This window comes from Halanaerobium sp. DL-01 (assembly GCF_003338615.1).
Lineage (GTDB): Bacteria > Bacillota > Halanaerobiia > Halanaerobiales > Halanaerobiaceae > QPJE01.
This window is the reverse complement of the sequence record NZ_QPJN01000006.1, coordinates 1-25780: the sequence shown is the minus strand read 5'-3', so window position 1 is coordinate 25780 and position 25780 is coordinate 1. Positions and strand designations below refer to the sequence as shown.

The following is a 25780-nucleotide window of genomic DNA, read 5'->3' as shown; positions in this document are numbered from 1 at the left end:
TTTAAATGGGAAAAGACGCAAAGATATATGTAGCTGGTCATAGAGGTTTAGTTGGCTCAGCTATTATGAGAAAGTTAAAAAAAGAAGGTTATAATAATTTAGTTTATAGAACTTCCTCTGAACTTGATTTAAGAAGGCAGGAAAAGGTAGAAGATTTTTTTAAAGAAGAAAAACCTGAATATGTAATACTGGCAGCTGCAAAAGTTGGTGGTATCAAGGCTAATGATACCTATTCAGCAGAATTCTTATATGATAACCTAATGATAGAAAGCAATGTAATAGATGCAGCTTATCAAAATGATGTTAAAAAATTATTGTTTTTAGGCAGTTCCTGTATTTATCCTAAATTTGCAGACCAACCGATGAAAGAGGATTATCTTCTTTCGGGAAAGCTTGAATCAACAAATGAAGGTTATGCAGTAGCTAAAATAACAGGTATTAAACTCTGTGAGCATTATAATAAACAGTACGGAACTAACTTTATTTCTGCAATGCCTACCAATCTTTATGGACCTAATGATAACTTTGATTTAGAAACTTCTCATGTCTTACCAGCTTTGATCAGAAAGTTTCATGAAGCAAAAGCAAATAATGAAGATGAGGTAGTTATCTGGGGAACAGGCAAACCTAGAAGAGAGTTTTTGCATGTAGATGATCTAGCAGATGCTTTATTATATTTAATGAATAATTATGGTGGAGATCAGTTTGTTAATGTTGGAGTAGGTAAGGATATTTCTATATTAGAACTTGCAGAACTAATTAAAGATATAGTTGGTTTTGAAGGCGAGATAGTGAATGACTTATCCAAACCTGATGGAACCCCCAGAAAATTATTGGATGTTTCAAGACTGAATGAATTAGGCTGGGAAGCACAGATATCATTGGAAGAAGGAATTAAGGACACATATCAGTGGTTTAAAGAAAATTATTAGTTTTATGTAGGAGTTGTAGTAATTGAGAGATAAAATATTAGTAATAAATCAACATTTTTATCCTGAATTTGCTGCTACTGGTCAGTTACTTGAAGATTTATGTGCTGATTTGAGTCGGGATAATAAAGTAACAGTTTTAACAGGAAAACCAAGTTATAATGGTATTATTGATAATATTCCTAAACAAGAGAAATATAGAGGTATTGAAATCATTAGAGTATTCAATACATCCTTTTCTAAAACAGGTAAATTTGGTACACTAGGAAGAATAATTAATTATTTTACTTTTTATTTATCAGTATTTTTAAAAGGTATAACTTTAAAAGACTATGATAAAATAATTGTTTTATCTACTCCTCCATATATTTCTTTAATTGCTTTAGCTTTGAAATTTTTTAGAAAAACAAAAGTAATTTATGTAGTTCAAGATTTATATCCTGAAGTAGCTATTGAATTGGAGATAATTAAAAGCAATTTTTTGATTTCATTTTTTAAGAAAATTAATAAATTTATTTTAAAGAAAGTTGATAATATAGTAACTATTGGTGAACAAATGCAAGAACTTTTAGAAAAAAATTATGGTAAGAAGTTAATTGATAAAAAATCTGTAATTATTTATAACTGGTCTGATGGTGAAAAGATATATCCGATTTCAAAAGAAGAAAGTTTTTGTAATAAATGGGATTTAAATAACTATTTTGTGGTAATGTACTCAGGGAATATGGGAAATGTTCATGAATTTGATACATTATTAGAAGCAGCAAAAAAATTAAAAAATGATAAAAAAATAAGATTTTTGTTTGTTGGAGAAGGGGTAAAAAAAGAATATATAAAAAATTATATTTCTGAAAATAATTTAAATAATTTTATTTTCAAACCTTATCAAGATAAGGAGGATCTGGTTTACAGTTTAAATTCTGCTGATCTTGCACTCGCTACTTTGGATAGTGGTTTTGAAGGGCTTGTAGTTCCGAGTAAAGTATATGGGATTATGGCAAGTGGTAAACCAATATTATTTATTTCTAAAAACGATAATGAGATTAAAGAATTAATAAATAAAAATGAGATTGGTTATAATATAGAAATAGGAAATTCTGATAAACTTGTATCTTTAATAAAGAATTATAAAAAGAATAAATATCTTTTAGAAAAGCATTCTCGAAATATTAGAAAGTTATTTGAAAAAAATTTTGATAAAGACAAGTCGATTAAAAAATATAGAAAATTATTAAAAAAAATGGATTAATAATTGGTTTGCTAATTTTGGAGTTGATTTTAAATGATAACAGCACTAATAATGGCTGGAGGAGAAGGAACCAGATTCTGGCCTTTAAGCAGAAAAAACCATCCAAAACAGTTTTTAAAATTAAATGATAATCAAAAAACAATGCTGCAGGAAACTGTAGAAAGAATAAATGAACTTGTTCCTTTAGAACAGGTTTTTATTGCAACTAATGAAGCCTATCAAAAAGCGATTAAAAAACAACTGGATGGTATACCAGCAGAAAATATAATAGTAGAACCAATAAAAAGAAATACAGCTGCCTGTATAGGCTTATCTTCAGTAGTAATTGAAGATAAATATCCGGGTTCAACAATGATTGTTTTACCAGCTGATCATTTAATTAAAGATCAAAAAGGGTTTGTAGATATTTTAAGAAAATCAATTATGACTGCAGCTGCCGGTAAAAACTTAGTTACAATTGGTATAGAACCTACTCATCCAGAAACAGGTTATGGCTATATTCACTTTGGTGATCAATTACATACTATAGATGGAGATCAGGTATTTGAAGTGCGAAACTTTACTGAAAAACCTGATTTAAGCACTGCTAAAGAGTTTTTAGAAGAAGGAACATATCTCTGGAACAGTGGGATGTTTATCTGGCAGTTAAGCAGTATTCTGGCTAATATAGAGACCCATTTACCTGAGATGTATGAGTCCTTAGAAAGAATAAAAAATGCTTTAGGAACAGATTTAGCTAAAAAAGTAATTAAAGATGAATTCGAAAAGATGCAGAGTGTTTCCATTGACTATGGAATCATGGAGAAAGCAGATGATATCTTTGTTATTCCAGGTTCTTTTGGTTGGGATGATCTCGGCAGCTGGCCGGCTCTAGAGAGAGTTAAAAAAGTAGATGCTGATGGTAATGTAGTTATTGGTAAACATTACGGTATAGATACTACTAACTCTATTATTCACAGTCCCAATAAAGTAGTAACTACCATTGGACTTGATGATGTAGTGATAGTTGATACAGAAGATGCTATTTTAATTTGTGATAAAAAGAGAGCCCAGGAAGTTAAAGAGATCAGAAATATTCTGGAAGCAGAAGGTCTTGAAGATTGTTTGTAAAGTAAAATGCACACTTGGTGAGTTCATTTGAGATATTCAGAAAATTATCGAATCAAATAATAGATGTCGTTATGGTTAAATTATTACTCTCACTGGAATTATTAAATTTTGGTGGGAGATTTTTGTTTATATGCAGTAAGCCGAGTACTTTCATAAATTTAACTTAGGAATGCTGCGGTGAGTATCCGGCATAGAAGCAAATTATCCATAGATATTATTACTGCTGTGAATGTCAAATAAGATTTTACACTTTTCGCTCATTAAGATTTTACGACTTTTACTAAATTAAGTAAATGGCCTCGCTACAATAATAAAGAAATTCAGTTTGCAACTTTAAGGAATGCTACTTTACAATTTTAGGTAATTTTAGTATACAACAAATACATGATGAAAAAAGAATAAATGATTATGTTAAATTTATAAAGTTTATATGATTTTTTTGTAATTTAAAATTATTCTCACTGGAGTCTTAAAGACCTGGTGGGATTTTTTTGTTTATGGAGGGTAGGCTTGTCATTTTAATATTGAAAGGGGAAAAGAGAGAGCTGTCTGATAAAATCTTAAATATTAAATCAGCAATTGTAACAATAAATCTAAAAACTAAGAGCTTCATGGAATTTAAACTGAGGCAGAGCTATTTTCAAAATGAGATTAAAGTGCTGTGGAGTAAGTTAAATGAGCTGGATTACTTAAATCAGAATGCAGTTAGAATTATTGACTACTATCAGATCGAGGAGCGGGGATTAAAAGATAATTTAGCGAGAAGAATCAGCAGACTGGAAAGTTTAATGATTAATAATTCATTTTTGGAAATCAAAAATACTGAGGATTTAGAGAAAGAGATATCTGAGCTCCTGGAAAGAAAAGATAGACTGGTAGCTGAGTTTAATAAATATAATCTGAAGGCTGATTCCTGTTATCCCGAAATTCTGCAGCGAGAAAGAGAAAGTAAAAATATGCTGGCAGATTGTAAACGGGCTCAATCAAGAGTCAGGAATCTGGAGTCAGAACTGGAAAAACATCAGGAAATGCTGCAGCAAAACAAAGTGATGAAACAGTTAAAAGAAGTTTCGCTTTCTTTCTGCTGTGGGCTATTATTTTGAGACTTATGATGAGGATGGAGCTGGGGGATTAATCAGTAAGCCGGGTGATTTCATAAATTTTAGTCTGCATCTTTTGGGATTTATGTTTTGCAATTCCGGTAATTTTGTATGCAAAATAAAAATGTATTAATTGATACATTTAATTGACAACAATGTATTATTAGTGTATCATTAAAGTATAATAATTGATCATAAGAAAGGATGATCATATGTCAGATTATCAACCGCAGAGAACTTTTTGTCCTGAGTGCCGAAAGGACGTTGAGTATCAAATTGAAGATTCAGTAGAAAAAAAAGAAGTACGCGGTCTGGAGTTTGAATATACCGCTGAAAGAGCTTATTGTAATGAGTGTGGAGTTGAAATTTTTATTCCTGAACTTCATGACCATAATCTGCAGAAGATAGATCATGCTTATAGAGAAAAAGCTGGAATAATTAAAGTATCTGAAATTAAAGAGATAGTAGAACAGTATAATACAGGTAAAAGACCATTATCATTACTTTTAGGCTGGGGAGAGACTACATTAACCCGGTATTTGGATGGGGATATACCTTCCAAAAGTTATTCTGAGACTTTAAAAAAAGTCAAAGATGATTATGGTTATATGAGACAGTTAGCAGAAGAAAATAAAGATAAGGTTTCAGTTAAAGCTTTTAATGGTTTAATGGGAGCTATAAAAGATTTGCAGAATAATGAGCTTAAGACAGAAAAAAAGATTGATAGTGTAATTAAATATCTACTTAAAGAATTAGGTGAAGTAACACCTTTAGCACTGCAGAAGTTACTTTATTATAGTCAGGGGTTTTATAAAACATTTTATGATGAGTTTTTATTTGATAATGATTGTGAAGCCTGGGTACATGGCCCGGTTTATAAAAAAATATATTTTAAATACAGAGACTATGGCTATAATCCTATAGAAGATAAAAGTATAGAATTTGAAAATATTAATCTAACAGAAGCAGAAGAAGAACTTTTAGATAGTGTTATTGATAATTTTGGCTGTTATAGTGCTAAAACACTTGAAAAAATGACCCACTCTGAAAGACCATGGAGATTAACTAGAAAAAATTTAAAACCGGAAGAAAAAAGTAATGAGATAATAGGAAAAAATCTTATAGCCGATTATTTTAAAGATGTTAACAATAAATATCAGATGTTGAATGTGGAAGACATAAATGATTATAGTGAAGAATTATTTATTAAAATTAAATAGTCAGGATAATTTATTTATTTTGAGAAATTTTTAAAAGGGTGTGAGCTAGAGTGCAGAAGGATTTTCATTACGCGGCAATTTATGTTTTATCTCGTTTGGCTGGTATGAAGAGTGAATATGCAGAAAAAGTAGCTTATTCTTCTCAACAGGTTGATGACGCTGTCTATGATCATGCTTTAAAATTTGAGGATGGGGATATTTTTCATCAAACTCAAACTGCTCATAAGGAACTGGGTTTTATTAAAAGTTCAGATGTTAATGAATCTTTTAATGTTTGGATCCCTTTTCACTTTCTTCCGGCAGCTGAAAGTGATGATGTTCGATTAATGACAAAGCCGGAATCTACAACTGTTAATCTTTTGAAAGAGGATATTCTGAAATCAGGTAATAAAAATAATATTTTATATCGGTTAGGAATTTTTCTCCATCTCTACGCTGATACTTACAGTCATCAGGACTTTAAAGGTTTTTATGATAGATATAATTTGGTAGAATTATTAGATGGGGTTGAACATCTTTCAATAAAAGATAAATTAAAAAAATTGGCAACAGAAATAATTCCTGGTGTTTTACCTATAGGCCATGCCCTTTCCATAAAAAATCCTGACATTCCCTATGCCAGCTGGAAATATAGCAGAAACTCGCAGATAGTGGAAGTTAATAACCTGGAAGAACGTTTTCTTCCTGCTGCTAAAAATATTTTTATTTTCTTGAGAAAATTCTTATTGCAAAATGATGTATTTGGCTTGGTAGTTGAGGATGAAAATTTAGAGTTTCGTTTATCAGAGCTTAAAGAAACTTTAAAATTTAGAGGAACATTGGAAGAAAGATATAAGAACTGGTTAAATAAAATTCAAAATAATTATTTTGAATTTAAGGATTTTGATAGTATAGATGAAAATTTGAATTATAATGATCGCGAGTGGTTTAAAGAGGCTGTAAAAGTAAAAAAATGTCCAAAATTCTCTATAGAAGGTTTAAAGCAAAGAGCGTATAATTATAATAAATTTTATAAAAAAAATAATTTCGATAATGCTTACTGGACTTTATACATGAAAGCAGCTGCAGAGCATAAGTATAAAGTGATACATGAAATTTTACCCCAGGCTGGGTTAAATGTAGGATAACCTCTGCTAAACAAAACTTGATATTTACATTTTTTTACAGTATAATAAAATTAACAAATATCGGAGGTGTTTAAATGTCCTATCATATTTTACGTTATGGTACCAATGCTGATAAAAAATTTATAGATCAAAATAATAAGTATTATGATTTGTTAGCTATTAATGGTAATATGCTTGCTTATACACCGGGAGCACTGGCAGGCTTTATCAGAAAAAATTTATTAAATGAATCAGACAAAGGTTTTTTTATTGATCCTATTACACATAGTTTTCAACACAGCCTGGATAAAATAAAATCCTACAGTAAAAAAGAAAAGAAACAGACACTAAAAAAATCTATTGAAAACTTAATTGATTATTATGGTGAGCCCTTAATAACACATATAAAGACTCCGGAAAATTCAGAAAAAGAAGATGAAAAGGGCAGTCCAGTACGAGCAGTAGATTTTAATGCTCATAAAGAAAGCTTTTGTGAAAATGTCATCGATTTTCAGATAAATGAAATAAAGAATAAAAATAAGGAAAAAGGATTTTTAAAGTATCTTGATGCAGATGATCAGAGATTAAATGATTTTGAACCTGATTTTATAACCCCTCCTTATTTTTATTTAAATGAAATGAGTTATGAAGAATGGCTGGAATTAAATATTGAATTTGCTGAAATAGCTGTGGAAAAATATTCGAAGAGAGATATTTTCGTTCAGCTTGTAGTTTCTGATGATATATTTATATCCCAAAAAATGCGCGATGAAATTATTGAAAAATATTCTACTCTTGATGTGAAAGGGGTTTTACTCTGGATAGATGATTTTAATGAGCACCAGGCTTCTAAAAGCAAATTAGAAGTTTATTTCAATTTCATAAAAGAATTGAGTCGAAATAATCTTGAAATAATTAATTTATATGGCAGCTTTTTTTCAATAATGCTAACTGCATTTGAAGCTGAATTAAGTTTTTCTTTAGCGGGGGTTGGACACGGTATGGAATATGGAGAACATAGAGCAGTAGTTCCTGTTGGTGGCGGTATACCTTCTTCTAGATATTATTTTTATCCACTGCATAGACGTTTAAGGTTTCAAACTGCTTCAGAATACATTAAAAGTCATATTATAGATAAAGCTCAGAGTTCTAAAAAAGAAGATATTGCAGATTTATATTATACTGATATCTGTGATTGTTCTAAATGTAAGCAGATAATAGGGAAGGACATTGATAACTTCTTTGAATTTGAAAGTACTGAAGTTTATGAATATGAAGTTAAAGGGGTTAAAAGACAGCGAAGTTATGCTGATCAGGAGACAAAAGAAAATTGTTTAATTCATTATCTTGAATCTAAAGTAGAAGAATTTAAAGAAGTTGAGGAACTGGATCTAAAAAGTTTATTAACTATAATTGATAATAATTATGATACATTTTTAAAATATGGACATCAGGATCAGGAAGAACTAAATTATTTAATTAAATGGAAAACAGTGTTAGAAAGTGGAATGAATTCAGATGAATAAAAAAATATTTATTTTAGGGGCTGGAGCATCAAGGCCAACAGGTATTCCGATTCAATCAAATCTGATTAATGAGATATTTTCATTAAATAAAGAACAACTTCAGAAAAAGAATAAAGAAGATTTAAGTTTTATTGATTCTAAAAATGATCTTTTCTCCCAATTTGCTTTGTTTAATAAAAGCAGAAAAATTTTTGCCCGATTTTTAATTAAAAATTTTGGTGATATGGATCTTAAAGAAAAAATATTAAAGATAAATGAAAATAGTGAACAGGAAGACAGTAATTTTAAAAAAACATGGAATCAAATATTTGATCAACTGATAGAAATTAATATTTCATTAGAGAATATATTTACTATTATTGATAAGGCAATTGGAGAAGACAGTTTTTTTCAAAATTACAGCATCAATGATCTCAAAAAAGTACAGCTTGCTCTTGATAAATGTCTGATCTATATTTTATCTTATTATACCCCATCTGAGAATCATTTGTATGAACAAATTTCTGAATATTTTGCAAGTGAAGCCGATTCAGGAAATCAGCCTGTAATAATTTCTTTAAACTGGGATACAATTATAGATAATTTCCTATTTAATAAGACTTTTTCTGATGACATTATTGTAGATTACTGTACAGACTGTTATAATATTGATACAGGAAAAGTAATAAATAGAAAAAGTGAAAATAAGATTAAATTGTTGAAATTACACGGGTCAATCAACTGGTTAATTTGTAGAAATTGTTTTAAATTATATGCTCAACATGATCAGATTCTAGCTTTATCAACTTTAATGGATAAAACTGATCAGAATAACTGCCATTTTTGCAGTGAATTGGAGCGCGCAAATGAACTTGAGAGTTCTATAATTACACCAACCTATATTAAAAATTTTGAAAACTTACATTATCGGAGAATCTGGCGAGATGCATTTAATGAGTTAGCAAAGGCTGATGAAGTAATTTTTATTGGTTATTCTTTTCCAGAAGCGGATTATGAATTAAGATATTTATTAAAAAAAGCTATAAAAAAGCAAACAAAGATAAAAGTGATTTTATATAAGACTGATAATCCTGAGTATTATAGTGATAAGATTAATAATCAAGATCTAGAATTTGTAAGGGGTAGACTTGAACTTCCAGAAAAAAGATACAGTTCTTTTTTTAATAAAAATAATTTGAAGTTTAACTATAAGGGCATAAAATATTTTTTCCAAAAGGAGGAAACAAAAAATGGCTAAAAAATTAACTGGTAAAGATATTTTGCTCCTTTTATTATATTTACCTGGTAAAACTGATAAAAAAAATGAGCCGATAATTGGTAGAACTAGATTAACTAAGATGATCTATATTTTTAATAAGGAACTCAAAAATAAATTTGATAAACTTGACGAATCTACTTTACCTGATTTTTTTGCCTATGATTATGGACCATTTTCTAAAGATTTATTAGATGATATACAATTTTTTGTTAATATTGATTTTGTGATTGAAAAAGTAGAGAAAATCCAGCAAACTACTGCAGATTATGAAGAATCTGAATATAATTATAATGAGGAGATAGGTTTTGGAAATGTCAACTCTATGGAAAATGATCCTCCCAACTTATATTCTTATAGACTTGCAGAAAAGGGTATTGAATTTGTGGAGGAAAATATTTTAGAAAACATTTCAAAACAGCAAAAAGAGTATTTAATAAAGTTTAAAAGAAAAATTAATACACTATCTCTGGATTCAATTTTAAGTTATGTATATAATAAATATCCTGATGCAGCAGAAAACTCGCTGATTAGATCTGATTATATAGCAGAAGCAGGTGCTAAAAATGACTGAATATGAAATTGTAGAAGATTGTTATACTAAATTATTGAATATGGATAATATTAAAGAAGTACATCTAGAAATACCTTATATGTCAAAGGTTATTGATATGGTAATAATTGAAAATAACAGTCGGATAATAACTATAGAGTTTAAGCTTCAAAATTGGAGAAAGGCTTTAAATCAGGCTAAAGTCCACAAATATGGGGCAGATGAAGCTTATATCTGTATGCCGGAGCCAAAACAGGGATTTAAAGAAGAATTTATAGAGTTGTTAAAAAAGAAAGGAATTGGACTTTTTAAATATGATTCAAAACAGAAAATTCCTTTTGAAAAAATTGTGGATGCCAGAAAAGAAGCTAATAGATGGCAGCCGCGGATTGATCTTCTTAAAGAAATGATTACAAAGGTTAAATTGGCTGCTCAGGAAAATGAAATAGCGGCTGTATGAATATAAGGTGATGATTAATTATGCGTACTTTTAAAGAAAGAATTAAAGCTATAGAAGAACATTTAGATAATTTAACTATAGAGGAATTTGAAAAGAATATGTATAATGCCGGAGCTTACAAAATTAAAGCTTCTCAAGAATCTGGTTTTAGACTTTCTTCATCTGAGGAAATTACTCTGAAAACAGATTTAGATTCTTTCAAAATTGAAGATAAAAATTATGATGTTTCTAATACATTTGATATATCTTCGCTTATTATTCCACCTCTAAATATTAATAAATTACTAGCTGAAAATAGGAATGAATAACATTAATTATGATCTTAGGTAATTTAATATATAAAAGAACTTAAGAATAAAAGAGTAATTAAATTATAAATATCAAAAGCATTATGTGACTGCTCCTGCTGAAGTTGAGAGATTTTGGCGGGAGTTTTTTGTTTGTGTGATTTGAGTGATTTCATAAGTCTGTGGGGAAGGCTTTTTAGAGCTAACGCTATAAAAATGCCAGCAGTAGAGGCTGCTGGTGGTGCTAAATAAGATTTCACATGTTTCGTTGCAATAACAGGGAATTTTAGTTTGCAACTTTCGGGAATACTACTTTGCAATTCCCGGTAATTGTACTATGCGATAAATAAAGATTTTTTACTTTTAAACTAAAATAAGATATAATATTAGTATAAAAGTAAAAGAGGTGGTACTATGAATTATCGTCAAAAATTAAATAATTTAATCGAAAAGAATGACGGCCTTATTATTACTAAAGAACTGGAAGAAGAAAATATTCCTCGAGAATATTTATCTATTTTTTTAGAAGAAGATAAGTTGGAGAGAATCAAAAGAGGAGTTTATACAACTCCTGCTACTTTTAATGATGAGATGTATACCATTCAGCAAAAAAACTCCAGATTAATTTATTCTCATGAAACAGCACTTTATCTACATGATCTAAGTGATAGAGATCCTTTAGAATATACAGTAACTGTTCCTTATGGTTATCATAATCCTTATTTAAAAGATGAAGATATCAAAATTCATACAGTTAAAAAAGAACTTCATTTACTTGGAGTTATGGGAAAAGAAACCATCTTCGGTAGAAAAATTAAAGCATATAATAAAGAGAGAACAATCTGTGATATTTTAAAAGATCGTAATAACATGGATATTTCAACGGTAAATGAAGCTATTAGAAAATATTTAAGGGAAAAAAATAAAGATTTACATTTACTTTTAGATTATGGAGATAAATTAAAAATAAGCAGTGTTTTAAGAAAATATTTGGAGATGTTTGTATGAAAAACTTAATGCAATTAAAAGATTTAATTAAAAATTTGGCTGAAGAAAAAAATATTAATAGTCAGGTGCTTTTAAGAAATTATATGATGCAGCGATTATTATTAAAAATTGCAAATTCAGATTATAAGAATAACTTTATTTTAAAAGGTGGTATGTTAGTTGCTGATTTAGTAGGAATTGAATCAAGAAGTACAGTAGATATGGATCTTACTATAAAATCTTTTAGCCTAACCAGAGAAAATATTACAAGAGTTTTTGCAGAAATATTTTTAACAAAAACTGAAGATGAAATTGAATTTGAACTAAAACAAATAGATAAAATAAGAGAAGAAGCTGAATATAAAGATTTAGATTATCTATATTAGCATTAATGGGGAAAGCGAAAATACCATTAAAAATAGATTTAACAACAGGAGATAAACTGACTCCATTTGAAATCAATTACAGATATCAATTATTATTTAACGATAAAAAAATTGAAATTTTATCCTATAATTTAGAAACTCTACTGGCAGAAAAATTAGAAACTATAGTTAGCAGATCAAAGATAAATACTAGAATGCGTGATTTTTATGATGTATATATTTTAACTTTAGAATTTAAAGAAAAGATTAATATAGCTCTATTAGCAGATGCTCTAACTGAAACTGCTAAAAGTCGTGGAACTTAGATAAACCAAAGAAGAATTGAAACAGTTAATAAAATTGCAAAAGCATTGAATAGGAAAGTAAAGATAGATTTAGTTTGATTTCTAATCTCACTATAATAGGTGGGGGTTTTTTTAATTAATCATTTCATTTTTCAGAATTTAGTGTTATAATGTTAATATAGTATAACAAATATATTTTTTAATATCTTAATATAAGTTATATTAATTTAACATATAAGGAGGTGCCATTATGAAAGTGGCAGAAGTAATAGCTAAAAATTTAAAAGAGCTGCAGGATGAATTCAACCTTAACCAGACTGAAATGGGAGAGATCATAGGGGTTACTAGACAGACTTTTGCAAAGTATTTAGATGGAGAAAGAGTAATGGACAGCGGCAAATTATATAAATTAGCCAGATATTTTGATAAAGAAATTGATTTCTTTTTAAGCGAAAAAACAAAAAGAGAAAAAATATCATTTATGTTTAGAGCCGATGATCCAGAAAATAATTTTGATGACAAATTAAAAAATAAAATTGCAAAGAAATTTAAATTATATCATGAAATTATAGAACTGAGTGATGACCCAGTAAAAGATTATTTACCAGAAGAATATAAATTAAAAATCGAAGGTAATGAATTAAATAAAAAAGAAAAAACTGCCATAGAAAAAATTGCAGAAAAACAGAGAAGATATATGTGGGTAGATGATGCATTAAATATCAATATCTTTACTCTTTTTGAAGAAAATAATATTAATGTAATTGCTCAGGAAATAAAAGATGCTAATTTAGATGCTGTTTCTGCTTATTCTGAAGATAAAGGTGCCTATATTTTTATTAATGACAGCAGAGATATTCCCGAAGAAAGAAAAATCTTTTCTGCAGTCCATGAATTAGGACACTTAATTCTTCACCGTGATCAATACAGCAAAGATATTAATGAGTTAAAATATGCTAACACCCGGATAAAGGATATAAGAGAAAAAGCAGCAGATCATTTTGCGATGGCATTTTTAGTGCCTGCTAAAGTTTTAAAAAATTATGATTATTATTTTGATGGTTATATTGACCTGGACCTGATTATTGAGAAGAAGAAAGAATTTGGTGTTAGTGCAAAATCTCTGATCATGACTTTAAATAAATATGGCTATATAGATGGTAAAATATTAGGTGCTTTATTCAAAAAACTCAAGGAGGCTGGATATGACAAAAAAGAACCAGAACCAAGAGATTATATAAGAAAAAATGAAAAGCTATTTGCTCTGGTTAGAAAATTGGTTATCAAAGAAAAAATAACTATTAACAAGGCTGCAGAAGTATTAAATATTTCAGTTTTAGAAATGAGAAAACTAGCTAAAAAATGGAAGAATTATGAATACAGAACGGCTTAAAAACTACAAAGGAGAAACTATAGTAGTCGATAATAATATCCTAACTGATTTTATGGAGATAACAGCAGCCTTAAGCTTCGACTATATCTCTATTTTAAATCAGTTATTTGAAAAAGTAAAAATTCCAACACCTGTTTTAGAAGATGAAAACATTTATGATGATTTAGGAAGCTTGAAATTTATTGAAGGAACAATAGAGAGTGAATTGGGATATAGTATTTTTATTGAGCTTGGAGATTCAGAAGATAATATAGCTAAAAGATTATCTGAATATGACAGAATTGTTATTGCCATTGCTGGTGAAGATGATCTTTTGGCAGTAAGTAATGATAAGCCAGTTAGAGACATCTGTAAAAAGTATAATATCAAAGTTACTGGCACTCTTGGAATAATCATTTCTGCTTATGAAAATGAAATTATGGAATTTAGTCAGCTTAAAGATTGTTTAGAATTTCTATTTTCAGAAGATTCAAGCTGTTATCTGTCTAATTATTTAAAGAGTGAAATATATACTTATTATAAAATTTGATACAGAAATGATGAGATTACTACTCCCACTGGAGCATTAAAATTCTGATGGGAGTTTTTTGTTTTAATTCAATAAAATGCTCCCTGTGTTGAATTGAGTTTTTGAGTAATAATAGGGAATTTTAGTTTGCAACTTTCGGGAATACTACTTTGCAATTCCCGGTAATTTTATTATACAACAAATAGGTGTGGGCTCTCGAGATATTATTTTAAGTAATCAATTCAGCCAAAAGATGGCAATTGTTGAGGCTTTCAGGCTGAAATACAATTATCTTGAAATTTGAGGAAATGTTAAAAAGAGCTACAAAAAGACTGAATAAATTTATAAAGAAAGCAGAGAAGATCTTATTTATGTTTTCTTTAGCCTGATACTGTCATTTATAATGATTAGCTGTAAAAAAATAAAGTTCTCTTTTTTAGAATTGTCTAAATCTGAGAATCTTATCAGTGGTAAAATAATAAATTTTTTCTCGATGCTGCTTCTTTTTTCTACTCTTTATGCAGTTTATGATCTGCTAAAAGCCTTAGTCTTAATTAACGGCAGGAAGTTTTTAAATTGAAGGTGGAATTCCATTTTCTTGATTGTGCCAAACATTCGTATTATAATATACTTACTGAATAAATTATTTCAAAAAATTAATCTGATAAATTTATTCTAATAATATAGTTTTGTTTTGTTGACGTAACGTAGCGGATAAAAGGAGGGGTTATATGGAGGTTAAAAATCGTCGTGAATTATATAATAATTTTAATGATATAATGAATAGTGTTTATGTTAGTCGGAAAGAAGAACAGGAACAAAACTTCAATCAAAATTTAGTTAAGACATATTTAATTGAAGGCCATATTAACCAAACTGATAATCCCTCTCATGATGATTTTTTGCGATTTTTTAAAAAGAAAACAAAAGACAAAGACATGGAATATAAAGTGCAGCTAAAAGAAACTGAAGAAGAATATCTATATAAATTATTATTTGATGAGACAGAGTTTTTTCTGGATGCAGAAAATGATAAAAGATTTTTTATGCTCCATAGCTCGGAACGATCAAAAGCTACAGATACCAATATAGATCGTTTATTAAAAAATGTTCCTAATTTTGATAATGTATGGCTTAGCAAAAAATTGATGGAATCCACAGAGGATTATACTACCTGGCGAGGAATTTCAATCAATCATGATAAAATTGATATGGAAAAAACAGAAGAAAATAGTGAAAAATTAAATTTAAAAATAAATAATTCTTCAGAAACTAAAGTAAAAGGTTTGATAAATTTACTGTCTTCTGATGAGCAATTCTCATATACTACCGGAATTTCTCATTTGAGCTTATTAAGTCAGGAAAAGCAGGATGTTTCAAGCAGAATAATCGATGATTTGCGTTATGACGGTAAATTTTCAACTAGAGGAAAAAGTTTTAATCGTCATTTATGGCTGGTTAATAAACTTTATACTGATTATAAAGAGTTGGTTTATAATATTGAAAAGAATTATTCTATTAGCATTGAAAACAATAAATTAATGGGGCTTCCCATTAATATTGAATTTAAAAGAGATGATTTGTCAGCAGAATATATAATTAAGGCAATCTTTTCTAATAAAAAGCCTTTTAAACTCTGGGGTTACGCAGATAAAATTGATGATGGTTATTATAAAGTGCTTGCTGTAGATCTTCATAATGGCAATCAGGGAAATAAAATTAATTTTGAAATAACTAAGGACTTTATTTCAATTTATCTATCAAAAAAAAATTGTGGGAATACAATAGCGAGACTTGTCTGTAATATTCAGCAGTATTTAGATTCTCAAATAAAAGTCTGGGGAGGTAAGGATGATGAGTTATTCTGATGATTATAGAGATGAAAAAGAATTAGTTAATATAATTATTGGACTTACTTTTCCCAGAGCAGGTTTTCCCCATCCATTTTATGATTTGGATTATGAAGTTAAAGCTTTAGAACAATCTTTTGTAAATAAAAAGGGGAATACTGTAAAACCAGATCTGATCATTGCAAGTCAGAGAGGTTTTCTGATTATTTTTGAGGCAAAATCTGGTAAAAACGCTGAAGAAGAACAACTTAAAAATTATGCTGATATTGAAAATCGAGATTTAATAAATAATGTCGGTTTTCAAAATATTTATCTTGAAAAAGGATTTGATATTTCTTATTTATGTTATCAGGATACTTATGTTGAAGATGAAAGAATTGGAGCTTATGATAACTTAATAAAAAGTATAAAAGGGAATTATAATTTTGCAGTATTAAAATATGACAAAGATAATAGTTTTCTATCTTTAGAGCTTAATGAATTTAATGATGAAAAAATTAATTTGCTTACAAAAAGTATTATAAAAATACCAAAAAATAGAATACCTCATTTTATAAATTTCGATCAGCATAGTACTGTTAAAGAACTGATTCCAGCTGCAGTTCAAAATATTATCTCTTATATTTTAGAAGATAAATTAGAATTCACCTTAGAAGAGCTAACAAATGATTTACTTTCTCCATATCCTGGGATTGAAAACCTAATCGGTAGTGAAACTAAACGTGCTGTAAAAAATAAACTAAAAAGAGTAATGAGAAAATTAAAAGATAAAAAACCGGAATATTTCAGTTGGAAAAATGAACAGAAATATTGGAAAATAGACGATAATTTGACAGAACCTAATTATAACCAATTAAATGCCTTAAGAAATTTGATTAGTGATAAAGCAAATACAGCTGAAGGACAAATGAGCATTTTTGATAATTAATAATTAAGCTAAAATTTTGGAAACGCTTGTCAGCCGTTTTGACCAGCTGGATAATGTTCTTGCAGAACAGGATATTATATTCTTTAATATTACTAATAATTACGGAGACAGTTGACTCTACCGCCTCCACAGTTAAAGAGGCAGTAGATGAGCTAAAAACAGGTAAGTTTTCCAATATTGCAGAGCGTGATCAGAGAAAAGGTTATTCAATGATGGTAAGGTAGTCTACTTCCCCAGTCTGATTTAGAGCTGATCAAAATAACAGTTAACCCAACAGCTATTTATATTCCCCAGAATACAGAGATAAAAAATGGGATAATGATAGATAATAAAATCAATAATGGGGTACCTATAACAATAAAATCTTTAAATTTATAGCCTCCGGGACCATAGACCATTAAATTTGTCTGATATCCGATTGGACTTAAAAAAGCTGAGCTGGAGGCAAAAGTTACTGCCAGAATAAAGGAAAAAGGATTAGCTCCCATTTGATTGGCTGCTCCTACAGCAACAGGAATCATCAGTACTACACTGGCATTATTACTAATTACACTGGTTAAAACTGCAGTAAATAAGTAAAAAAGGCTTAGAATTATCAGTGGCGGAAATATATCTGTTGCCTTCAATAATTGGTGTGCTATAAATTTTGCCGTACCAGTCTGTTCAATTGCCACTCCTAAAGGAATTAATCCTGCCAGTAAGAAGAAAACTTCCCAGTTAATTGCTTCATAAATCTCTCTAGGGTCTACTAAACCTACTGCTGCCATAGCCACAACTCCTCCTAAAGTAGCAATGGAAATCGCAACAATATTTAATGAAGCTAAGGCAATTACAATTCCTATAATCCCGATACCAAGCCCAATATCTCTAATATCATAGTTTGGTGCTTCAGAAATATTTTCTTCAACAATGAAATTTTTATTGTTTTCTAATCGACCTAAAGTTAATTTTGATACTAAAAGAAGTAATACATCTCCTGATCTAAGAGTAAAATTTTTTAAATCATTATATCTTATTTTCTCTCCATGTCTAACTGCTAATAAACTGGCATTATAGCGTTCAAGAAAATTAACATCTTTAATTGTTTTTCCCTCAACAAATGAATTATCAGAGACAATCAATTCTATAACCTTCTGACCCTGAACCGAATCTTCTAATTGACTCTGACTAATTTGACTATCCGGCAGTAATTGGATTCCTTTAGTTTCTATAAAATCTAATAAAGTCTCTCTAGTAGCTCTTATTACTAAATGATCCCCCGTTCTGATGGTCTTAACATTTAACGGCTCCATAAACTGTTCATTTTTTCTTGTCATCTGTATAATATCTAAGTCAGGTTCTATTTCCTTGAAAACTTCACCAATACTTTTACCTAATAAAGGAGAATCTTTTTTAATCTCGACCTCAGTTAAAAATTTATTCATTTCATAGCCTTCTATCAGGTCTTTGTCTTCATAGGTGATGTGTTCAGGAGTTAAGTAATAGCCGATTGTAATTAAGTATAAAAAACCAACTAAAAAAGCTATAATACCCAATTTAGTAAATTCAAATACACCAAAAGGATGGTTGATTAATCTTGCCGAAACTTCACTGCCTAAAATATTAGTTGAAGTTCCAAATAAGGTTATTGTACCCCCAAGCATTGCGGAATAGGAAAGAGGAATTAATAATTTTGAGGGAGAGACCTTTGTCCGTCGAGCCAGATTAGTCACCATTGGAATAAAAGCTGCTACTACAGGGGTGTTATTAATTGCACTGGCAATCACCCCGGTCAGACCAGCAATTGCTCCTACCTGTTTCTTTTTATTATCTCCAGCAAAACCTTCTATTTTGCTGCCTAAAATTTGTACAGCACCGCTATTTTGAATACCTCTGCTGATTACAAACATAGCCATTACAGTTATGGTCGCATTATTACTAAAACCTGATAATGCCTGTTCAGCAGTAACCGCGGTCCAGTTTTTTAAGGTTATCAGAATTACTGGAATTGAAATCGCAATAATCCCCACGGGAAGTGGTTCCCAGATAAATAAAATTAAAACTAAAACTATTAAAAAAATTACTACAGCAACCTGACTGTTAAAAACAGGTGCTTCTAAACTTGATTGAGCTGAACTGTTTGCCGCCTCAACCTTCCCTGCATTAAAAAAAAATACTGCAAAAACTAAAAGTAATACGATAAATGTTTTTTCTTTATATTCCAGCAACTTAAATCCCTCCATTTTAAAAAGTATATATTGTCTATCAACAAAGTAGAGTTTAGAGCAAAAAAATAGCTATTCTTTTATTTCTCGACTAAATCAGCCAGGGTAGTATTTTCTAATATATCAGCAGCATAATCGCGAATTTCTTTGAAGATGGATAACAATTTTTCATTTTTTTCAATTGGAGTTTTTTCATAAAAATGTTCACTAGCTGATTCCACTGGAGCCAGTGCTCCATCAAATAATCTAATAACTTCAGCTAAATTGATTTCAGATGGTGATTTGGCTAACTTATAACCTCCGCCAACTCCTCGTTTGCTTTTCACATATCCTGCACCCTTTAAACTTAATAATATCTGTTCTAAAAATTTTTTCGGAATATTTTTGCGTTTTGCTATTCCATCCATTTTTGCTAATTGATTAGGTTTAACTTGAGCATTTTGAGTAATATCGACTAATGCCAAACAAGCATATTCACTTTTTTTAGATAATTTCATGAGAACCTCCTAATTGTATATTTAATTTCTAAACCTTTCTTTTTAAATTATCACATTTTTATTATTTAATCAAATTACCGCGGGAATTAATTTATATAATTTATCTTGAAAAATAAAAAGATATTTGCTCAGCTAATTTAGGAACCATTTTTAATTACTATTTCTGACATTTTGTTGTTTAAATTGAATCTTTCCTGTATATCAAGTATAATAGACCTGTATTTAAATTCTTGCCGGGAGAGGTTATTTTGTATGTTGAATTGGTATCTGTCCAATACTCTTAGGGGGCGTTACAATGGCTTTGTGGAAGACTAAGTATCGTAAACTAAAATAACAATTATGGAGGGATTAGACTTTGGATCACTTAGATAAACTTGAAAACAGAAGTATTCACATATTACGAGAAGCATACAGTGAATTTAATAATCTGTGTATGCTGTGGTCTATTGGTAAAGACAGTACAGTAATGCTCTGGCTTGCCAGAAAAGCATTTTTTGGGCATGTGCCACTACCATTAGTCCATATAGACACCAGCTATAAAATACCGGAAATGATAGAACACAGAGATAGGCTGGCTAAAGAATGGGAACTGGATATGATCTACGGCCAAAATGAAAAAGCACTTAAAAACAAAGATACTTTTCCAGATGGTAATGCAACTCATTTAGAATGCTGTAAAAGATTAAAAACAGATGCTTTAAAAAATACTCTAAACGGCAGCTGGAGAAGATATCGCTTTAATCACAATAAGGGAAAATATGAGTTGGATGACAATAGAGAAGCATATACGGGAGTAATAGTAGGTGCCAGGGCTGATGAAGAAGGCTCACGCTCAAAAGAAAGATATTTTTCACCTCGTGACATAAATAATGACTGGGATATAGGAGATCAACCTCCTGAATTTTGGGATCAATATAAAACGGATTTTGCTCCAGGTACCCATGTGCGAATCCATCCACTTTTAGACTGGACAGAACTTGATGTTTGGGAATATATAGAAAGAGAACAGATACCAATGGTCTCCCTCTATTATGATCAGGGAGATGGGAGGCGTTATCGTTCTTTAGGCTGTGCTCCCTGTACAAAACCTGTAGAATCTACTGCCAGTACAAATCAGGAGATAATAAAAGAATTAAAAACCGGTAAATTTTCTAATATTGCAGAAAGAGCAGGCAGAGAACAGGATAAAGAAGATGGTGGCGGTTTAGAAGAACTGCGTAAAGATGGATATATGTAGGGGGTACATAAAGTGAATAAAATAAATAAAGAAGAACAGGATTTAAAACTTGTAATTGCAGGCCATGTTGATCACGGCAAGAGTACCATTATAGGCAGGATGCTGGCTGATACAGACTCTTTACCAGAAGGTAAACTGGAACAGGTAAAAGAAACCTGCCGTAAAAACTCAAAACCATTTGAATACGCATTTTTACTCGATGCCCTAAAAGATGAACAGGCACAGGGTATAACTATAGATTCAGCAAGAGTATTTTTTCAGACAGACTTTAGGCAGTATATAATTTTAGATGCACCTGGACATATAGAATTTTTAAAGAATATGGTAACAGGAGCATCAAGAGCAGAAGCAGCTTTACTTGTAATAGATGCAGAAGAAGGAGTACAGGAAAACTCCCGCCGCCATGGATATATGCTTTCCATGCTGGGTATCAAGCAGATAGCAGTCATTGTAAATAAGATGGACTTAGTAGATTATGATGAAGAAAGATATAATAAAATAGTGGATGAATATACTGATTTCTTAGATCAGATAGGTATAGAACCAATGGACTTTATTCCTGTTAGTGGTATGATGGGAGATAATGTAGCTGAGCTTTCAGATAATATGGACTGGTATAAAGGCAAAACAGTACTTAAGCTGCTGGATAAATTCGAAAATGAAGAACTACCACATAATAAACCTTTTAGGATGCCGGTACAGGATGTATATAAATTTACCAAAGGTGGAGATAAGAGAAGAATAGTAGCCGGGACAGTTGCTTCTGGTGAACTAAATGTTGGTGATGAAGTAGTATTTTATCCATCTGGCAAAAGAAGCAGAGTTAAAACAATAGAAGTATTTAATGAAGATAAAAAACATAAGATTAAAGTAGGAAAAGCAGCTGGATTTACTCTGGAAGAACAGATATATATTACAAGGGGAGAAGTTGCTGTAAGGGAAGATGAAATAGAACCTAAATCATCAGCAAGAATAAAAGCGAATCTTTTCTGGCTTGGTAAAGAACCGCTGACCAAAGATAAAGTATATGAACTAAAGCTTGGTACAGCTAGAGCAAAAGCAAGATTAGAAAAAATAAATAGAGTAATAGATGCATCAAATCTAGCTCAGGATGAAGAAAAAGAAAAGATTGAGCGCCATGATGTGGCAGAAGTTATTTTTAAACTGGAAAAAGCAATTGCATTTGATAGGGCAGGAGAAATAGAAGAGACAAGCCGATTTGTTATTGTAGATGATTTTGAAATAGCAGGTGGAGGAATTGTTTCAGATGCTTTAGAAGATGAACAGAGCTGGCTTAGAGAAAAGGTAATAAGAAGAAATTACAAATGGGAACAGAGCATAATTAGCAGAGAAGAAAGGGCTGAAAAATATAATCAAAAATCAACACTGATCCTTATTACAGGAGAAGAAGATGTAGGCAAAAAACCAACAGCTAAAGCTTTGGAAAAAAGGCTTTTTGATGACGGCAAAATAGTCTATTTTATGGGTATAGGTAACCTGCTGTATGGTGTTGATGCAGATATCAAAAATGGAACAGACAATCATAAAGAAGAACATCTGCGCAGGCTGGCTGAGGTATCACACCTTATGCTGGATGCAGGAGCTATTCTGATAGTGACTGCAGTAGAACTGACCCAGAGTGATTTAGAAATTATAAAAACAACCGTTAACCCACAGCAGATAGAAACAGTCTGGCTGGGAGAAAACGTTACTACAGATATAGATTATGATCTTCATATTCCAGAATTTACTTCTGAAAAAGAAGTATCGGCAAAAATAAAAGCTTTACTTCAGGATAGGGGGATTATCTTTAGACCATGGTAGATAATATAAGCTGGCATAAAGGTAAAATCGATAAAAAAGCAAGAGAAGAAAAGCTTAAACAAAAAGGAATGGTAATCTGGTTTACCGGACTTTCAGGTTCAGGTAAATCAACAATAGCAGTAGAAGTTGAGAAACTCCTATTTCAGAAGGGCAGAACAGTTTATAGACTGGATGGAGATAATATAAGGTATGGCTTAAATAAGGATCTGGGATTTTCTCCTGAGGATAGAACTGAAAACATAAGGAGAATAGGAGAAGTGGCTGCATTATTTGCTGATGCAGGCTTGATAACTCTTGTTTCCTTTATATCTCCTTACAAGAAGGGGAGAGAACATGCAAAAAAAGCAGCTGGTGAAGATAATTTTAAAGAGGTCTATGTTAAAGCAGATGTTGAGACATGTGCCAGGAGAGATCCTAAAGGACTTTATGAGAAAGTTCAAAGAGGAGAAATAGATAATTTTACAGGGATTTCAGCACCATATGAAGAGCCTGAAAACCCTGATCTTATTATAGATACAAAAAAGCTGACTATTGAGCAGTCAGCCCAAAAAGTAATTGAAATGATAAATAAGGAGCTTGTAGATTAATGATAGATTAATGAATTTATCAAAGAAATCTGAGTATGCCTTCCTCGCTTTGACAATGTTCGCAGTATTGATGATGAAAGTGAAGAAAAATATAATCAATATTTTACAATGTTTAAATTAGTTAGTGAGTATTTAGAGAATAAATTCCCAAAAGAAGGTTTATATTTAAAAGAAGATGAGAATGAGGATAACTATATAGATTTTGAAAAAGAAACATTTGAAAAGGTCAAAGTAAAAGAGAATAATTCATTTAAAACTTACAATAAAAGTAAAAATAAAGAAAAATGGTCTTTAAATCTTCCTGATAATTTAATAAATGGAGTAGAGCGGGCTGCTGCATAATAATATTTATATAAGTTTGTTTTAGAAAGGAGATATATAATGGGAGATAATAAAGAGAAATACTCCAAATTTATTGATTCAATTAAAATAGATGAAATATTTTTAAAAAATATTGATTTAACTCGCAGTTCAATTATTTTAGAAGAAAAAGGCGATCTAAAATTTGAAATTGAAAATGTTAGTTCGAATTTAAGAAATAAGAATGATTCTTTTAAAGAATTAATTTAAAATAGAAATGATTTAAAAGATACAGTTGAGGGACTTGACCCTGTTTATGAATTAAGGAAAAAGATATTGTTATGTAATTCTTATTGGCTTCGTGACACAGAATCACGAAATAGAGCTTTATTTAAAATGCCAAAATATAATGAACATTATGATTGGTATGGTGGAGGTCATTGGGCAGAAAAAATTGTCTCAGAAATAGGGAAAGAATTAAATTTAAAAGTTCCAAAAATTGATTTAGCTCTTTATAACAACAGTCATGGTTGTATTAGTTATAGGTTTTTAAATAAGGATGAAATCTTAAAAGAAGGCGTAGACCTAATGAGCTATGAAATTACTGAGGCTAATAGACAAAATTATACTCTAAATAATATTTTGAGTGATCTAAAAGAATATGATTTAATTGAAGAGCTTATTGAAATATTATTATTTGATGGGTTTATTGGTCAAACTGACAGACATGAAGAAAATTGGGGAATAATAGTTTCTGAAAAAAATGATATCACCCCAAAATTAGCCCCAATTTATGATAATGCCTCTTCTTTAGCAAGAGAAAGATTACCACATCATGTTGAGAAGCTTCTTAAGGATGATAACTTTTTTAGATCCTATTTAAGAAAATGCAAATCTTGTATTAGACTAAACGGTGATGAAAAAATTACACAGTATGATATGCTCTACTATTTAAATCAGAGCTATTCGGATATATATAAAGATTTTATTACTAAATTAAAATTACTGAAAGAAGATATTATTCGAGAGATTGTTTTTAAAGTACCTGAAAATTTTATGAGTGAAAACCAAAAGAAATTAGTTCTTAAGATATTAATGGAACGCAGAAGCTGGATGTTAGATTTAGTTGAGAAGGAAGGTGATTGATTATGGTAATTGCTAAACACAAAAATGAACTTCTAGTTGTTTGGAAGGATCCAGATACTAGAGAAAGAATTGTAATTGGTAGGCTGTGGAAAGAAAATGGGTTATTTCATTTTAAATATATTAGAGAAGATGAGAATGAACATGGCAGTATTGAATATGCACTTCAGATGGGATATAAGCCGATTAAGATTTTTGAAGATATTGATCAAAAATATACTTCTGACAAATTATTTGCTCCATTTCTTAATAGATTAAATGGTAAAGATAGAAAAAACAAGCCATTTGAAGCACTGAAAAGAACTGGAGGAAGACTGAGTACAGATACATTAGAATTTATGGAGCCTATTGATGAAGAGAAGAAATGTAGAACAGTTAAATTCAATATTGCAGGTTGGAGACATTATGATGGAGATAAAGCTTTAGAAAGCTTAGAATCTGGACAGGAACTTCATTTAGAAATTGAAGAAGATAATATTTATGATATGCATGCAATTGAAATCTGGACTAAAGATAAAGAGTACAAACTTGGTTATGTTCCAGCTGTTTACAGTAGGTATATTGATAAGCTGGTAGAAGATGGAGAATATGATGCTGTAATTGATGAGGTTAATCCTAAAGCTGGGCCTTATCAAATTTTAGAAATTAGATTTAGAGGTAAGATGGTTAAGCCAAAGGTGGAAGAGACCAAATTTTCTATTGCTTAGAAAATATAATATGAATTAATGAATCCGCTACTTTAATTTGTAGCGGTTATTTTTAGAGTAAATTGCGAAGCAAATGAGGCTTTTAATAACAGTAAGTACAGAGGGTGATAATTTTTCTTTACCCCAGAAACAGGGTATATAAGGGTATTA

The 25780-nt window shown here is 30.2% G+C and carries 26 protein-coding genes and 1 pseudogene; 25 read left to right on the top strand and 2 right to left on the bottom strand.

The features are described from left to right. Positions 1-5 precede the first annotated feature (5 nt). The 18 genes and pseudogenes from DER71_RS03385 to DER71_RS11910 all read left to right on the top strand — a co-directional run bounded on the left by DER71_RS03385 (position 6) and on the right by DER71_RS11910 (position 17355). Positions 6-932 (top strand): GDP-L-fucose synthase, encoded by a 927-nt coding sequence (locus DER71_RS03385; RefSeq protein ID WP_114474301.1) that lies wholly within the window; start codon positions 6-8, stop codon positions 930-932. 22 nt (positions 933-954) lie between these two features. Beyond that, the gene (locus DER71_RS03380; RefSeq protein WP_114474300.1) at positions 955-2178 is read left to right on the top strand and encodes a glycosyltransferase family 4 protein; all 1224 of its coding nucleotides are present in this window, start codon (positions 955-957) and stop codon (positions 2176-2178) included. 33 nt (positions 2179-2211) lie between these two features. Further along, a complete protein-coding gene (locus tag DER71_RS03375; RefSeq protein ID WP_114474299.1) occupies positions 2212-3288 on the top strand; it encodes a mannose-1-phosphate guanylyltransferase in 1077 nt (358 codons plus the stop codon). A gap of 491 nt (positions 3289-3779) precedes the next feature. Further along, entirely contained in the window at positions 3780-4391 is a 612-nt protein-coding gene (locus DER71_RS03370; RefSeq protein WP_114474298.1) for a hypothetical protein, read from the top strand. A gap of 209 nt (positions 4392-4600) precedes the next feature. Further along, positions 4601-5608, top strand: a complete 1008-nt coding sequence (locus DER71_RS03365; protein ID WP_114474297.1) for a type II TA system antitoxin MqsA family protein — start codon at positions 4601-4603, stop codon at positions 5606-5608. 50 nt (positions 5609-5658) lie between these two features. Beyond that, a complete protein-coding gene (locus DER71_RS03360) occupies positions 5659-6735 on the top strand; it encodes a DUF6765 family protein (protein ID WP_114474296.1) in 1077 nt (358 codons plus the stop codon). Positions 6736-6809: 74 nt separating this feature from the next. Then, positions 6810-8240 carry a hypothetical protein gene (locus tag DER71_RS03355; protein WP_114474295.1) on the top strand — a complete coding sequence of 477 codons (1431 nt, stop codon included), beginning with the start codon at positions 6810-6812 and terminating at the stop codon, positions 8238-8240. Next, positions 8233-9477, top strand: coding sequence for an SIR2 family protein (locus tag DER71_RS03350; RefSeq protein ID WP_114474294.1), 1245 nt, complete (start codon positions 8233-8235; stop codon positions 9475-9477). The genes DER71_RS03355 and DER71_RS03350 overlap by 8 nt, the downstream gene beginning before the upstream one ends. Beyond that, positions 9470-10069 (top strand): hypothetical protein, encoded by a 600-nt coding sequence (locus tag DER71_RS03345; RefSeq protein ID WP_114474293.1) that lies wholly within the window; start codon positions 9470-9472, stop codon positions 10067-10069. Before DER71_RS03350 ends, DER71_RS03345 begins: the two co-directional genes overlap by 8 nt. Continuing rightward, on the top strand, positions 10062-10508 hold the full coding sequence (locus tag DER71_RS03340; protein ID WP_114474292.1) for a hypothetical protein: 447 nt from the start codon (positions 10062-10064) through the stop codon (positions 10506-10508). Before DER71_RS03345 ends, DER71_RS03340 begins: the two co-directional genes overlap by 8 nt. A 20-nt stretch (positions 10509-10528) precedes the next feature. Then, entirely contained in the window at positions 10529-10816 is a 288-nt protein-coding gene (locus DER71_RS03335; protein WP_114474291.1) for a hypothetical protein, read from the top strand. Positions 10817-11209: 393 nt separating this feature from the next. Further along, on the top strand, positions 11210-11803 hold the full coding sequence (locus DER71_RS03330; protein WP_114474290.1) for a type IV toxin-antitoxin system AbiEi family antitoxin domain-containing protein: 594 nt from the start codon (positions 11210-11212) through the stop codon (positions 11801-11803). Further along, positions 11800-12473 (top strand): annotated as a pseudogene (locus DER71_RS12470) (nucleotidyl transferase AbiEii/AbiGii toxin family protein). Before DER71_RS03330 ends, DER71_RS12470 begins: the two are co-directional and overlap by 4 nt. Before the next feature lie 229 nt (positions 12474-12702). After that, positions 12703-13845, top strand: a complete 1143-nt coding sequence (locus DER71_RS03315; RefSeq protein ID WP_114474287.1) for an ImmA/IrrE family metallo-endopeptidase — start codon at positions 12703-12705, stop codon at positions 13843-13845. Next, positions 13826-14374, top strand: a complete 549-nt coding sequence (locus DER71_RS03310) for a hypothetical protein (RefSeq protein ID WP_114474286.1) — start codon at positions 13826-13828, stop codon at positions 14372-14374. The genes DER71_RS03315 and DER71_RS03310 overlap by 20 nt, the downstream gene beginning before the upstream one ends. 710 nt (positions 14375-15084) lie before the next feature. Then, positions 15085-16221, top strand: a complete 1137-nt coding sequence (locus tag DER71_RS03305) for a hypothetical protein (protein WP_114474285.1) — start codon at positions 15085-15087, stop codon at positions 16219-16221. After that, positions 16208-17131, top strand: a complete 924-nt coding sequence (locus DER71_RS03300) for a hypothetical protein (RefSeq protein WP_114474284.1) — start codon at positions 16208-16210, stop codon at positions 17129-17131. The genes DER71_RS03305 and DER71_RS03300 overlap by 14 nt, the downstream gene beginning before the upstream one ends. Before the next feature lie 59 nt (positions 17132-17190). Further along, positions 17191-17355 carry a hypothetical protein gene (locus DER71_RS11910; RefSeq protein ID WP_158531784.1) on the top strand — a complete coding sequence of 55 codons (165 nt, stop codon included), beginning with the start codon at positions 17191-17193 and terminating at the stop codon, positions 17353-17355. 57 nt (positions 17356-17412) lie between these two features. On the opposite strand, the gene DER71_RS03295 is transcribed toward DER71_RS11910, so the two are convergent. Both DER71_RS03295 and DER71_RS03290 read right to left on the bottom strand, forming a co-directional pair. After that, positions 17413-19338, bottom strand: a complete 1926-nt coding sequence (locus DER71_RS03295; RefSeq protein ID WP_233487365.1) for an SLC13 family permease — start codon at positions 19336-19338, stop codon at positions 17413-17415. A gap of 77 nt (positions 19339-19415) precedes the next feature. Next, entirely contained in the window at positions 19416-19832 is a 417-nt protein-coding gene (locus DER71_RS03290; protein WP_114474282.1) for an Rrf2 family transcriptional regulator, read from the bottom strand. 355 nt (positions 19833-20187) lie between these two features. Between DER71_RS03290 and cysD the strand changes: the two genes are divergently transcribed. The 7 genes from cysD to DER71_RS03255 all read left to right on the top strand — a co-directional run bounded on the left by cysD (position 20188) and on the right by DER71_RS03255 (position 25630). Further along, complete coding sequence (gene cysD / locus DER71_RS03285; protein WP_114474281.1) at positions 20188-21069, top strand: sulfate adenylyltransferase subunit CysD; 882 nt, start codon at positions 20188-20190, stop codon at positions 21067-21069. A gap of 21 nt (positions 21070-21090) precedes the next feature. Next, positions 21091-22893 (top strand): GTP-binding protein, encoded by a 1803-nt coding sequence (locus tag DER71_RS03280; protein WP_114474329.1) that lies wholly within the window; start codon positions 21091-21093, stop codon positions 22891-22893. Further along, a complete protein-coding gene (gene cysC / locus DER71_RS03275) occupies positions 22887-23480 on the top strand; it encodes an adenylyl-sulfate kinase (protein ID WP_114474280.1) in 594 nt (197 codons plus the stop codon). The genes DER71_RS03280 and cysC overlap by 7 nt, the downstream gene beginning before the upstream one ends. Before the next feature lie 108 nt (positions 23481-23588). Continuing rightward, a complete protein-coding gene (locus tag DER71_RS03270) occupies positions 23589-23822 on the top strand; it encodes a hypothetical protein (protein WP_114474279.1) in 234 nt (77 codons plus the stop codon). Positions 23823-23861: 39 nt separating this feature from the next. Next, positions 23862-24050, top strand: a complete 189-nt coding sequence (locus tag DER71_RS03265) for a hypothetical protein (protein ID WP_114474278.1) — start codon at positions 23862-23864, stop codon at positions 24048-24050. 66 nt (positions 24051-24116) lie between these two features. Continuing rightward, positions 24117-24926, top strand: coding sequence for a HipA domain-containing protein (locus DER71_RS03260; RefSeq protein ID WP_114474277.1), 810 nt, complete (start codon positions 24117-24119; stop codon positions 24924-24926). Positions 24927-24928: 2 nt separating this feature from the next. Continuing rightward, positions 24929-25630, top strand: coding sequence for an HIRAN domain-containing protein (locus tag DER71_RS03255; protein ID WP_114474276.1), 702 nt, complete (start codon positions 24929-24931; stop codon positions 25628-25630). Positions 25631-25780 lie beyond the last annotated feature (150 nt).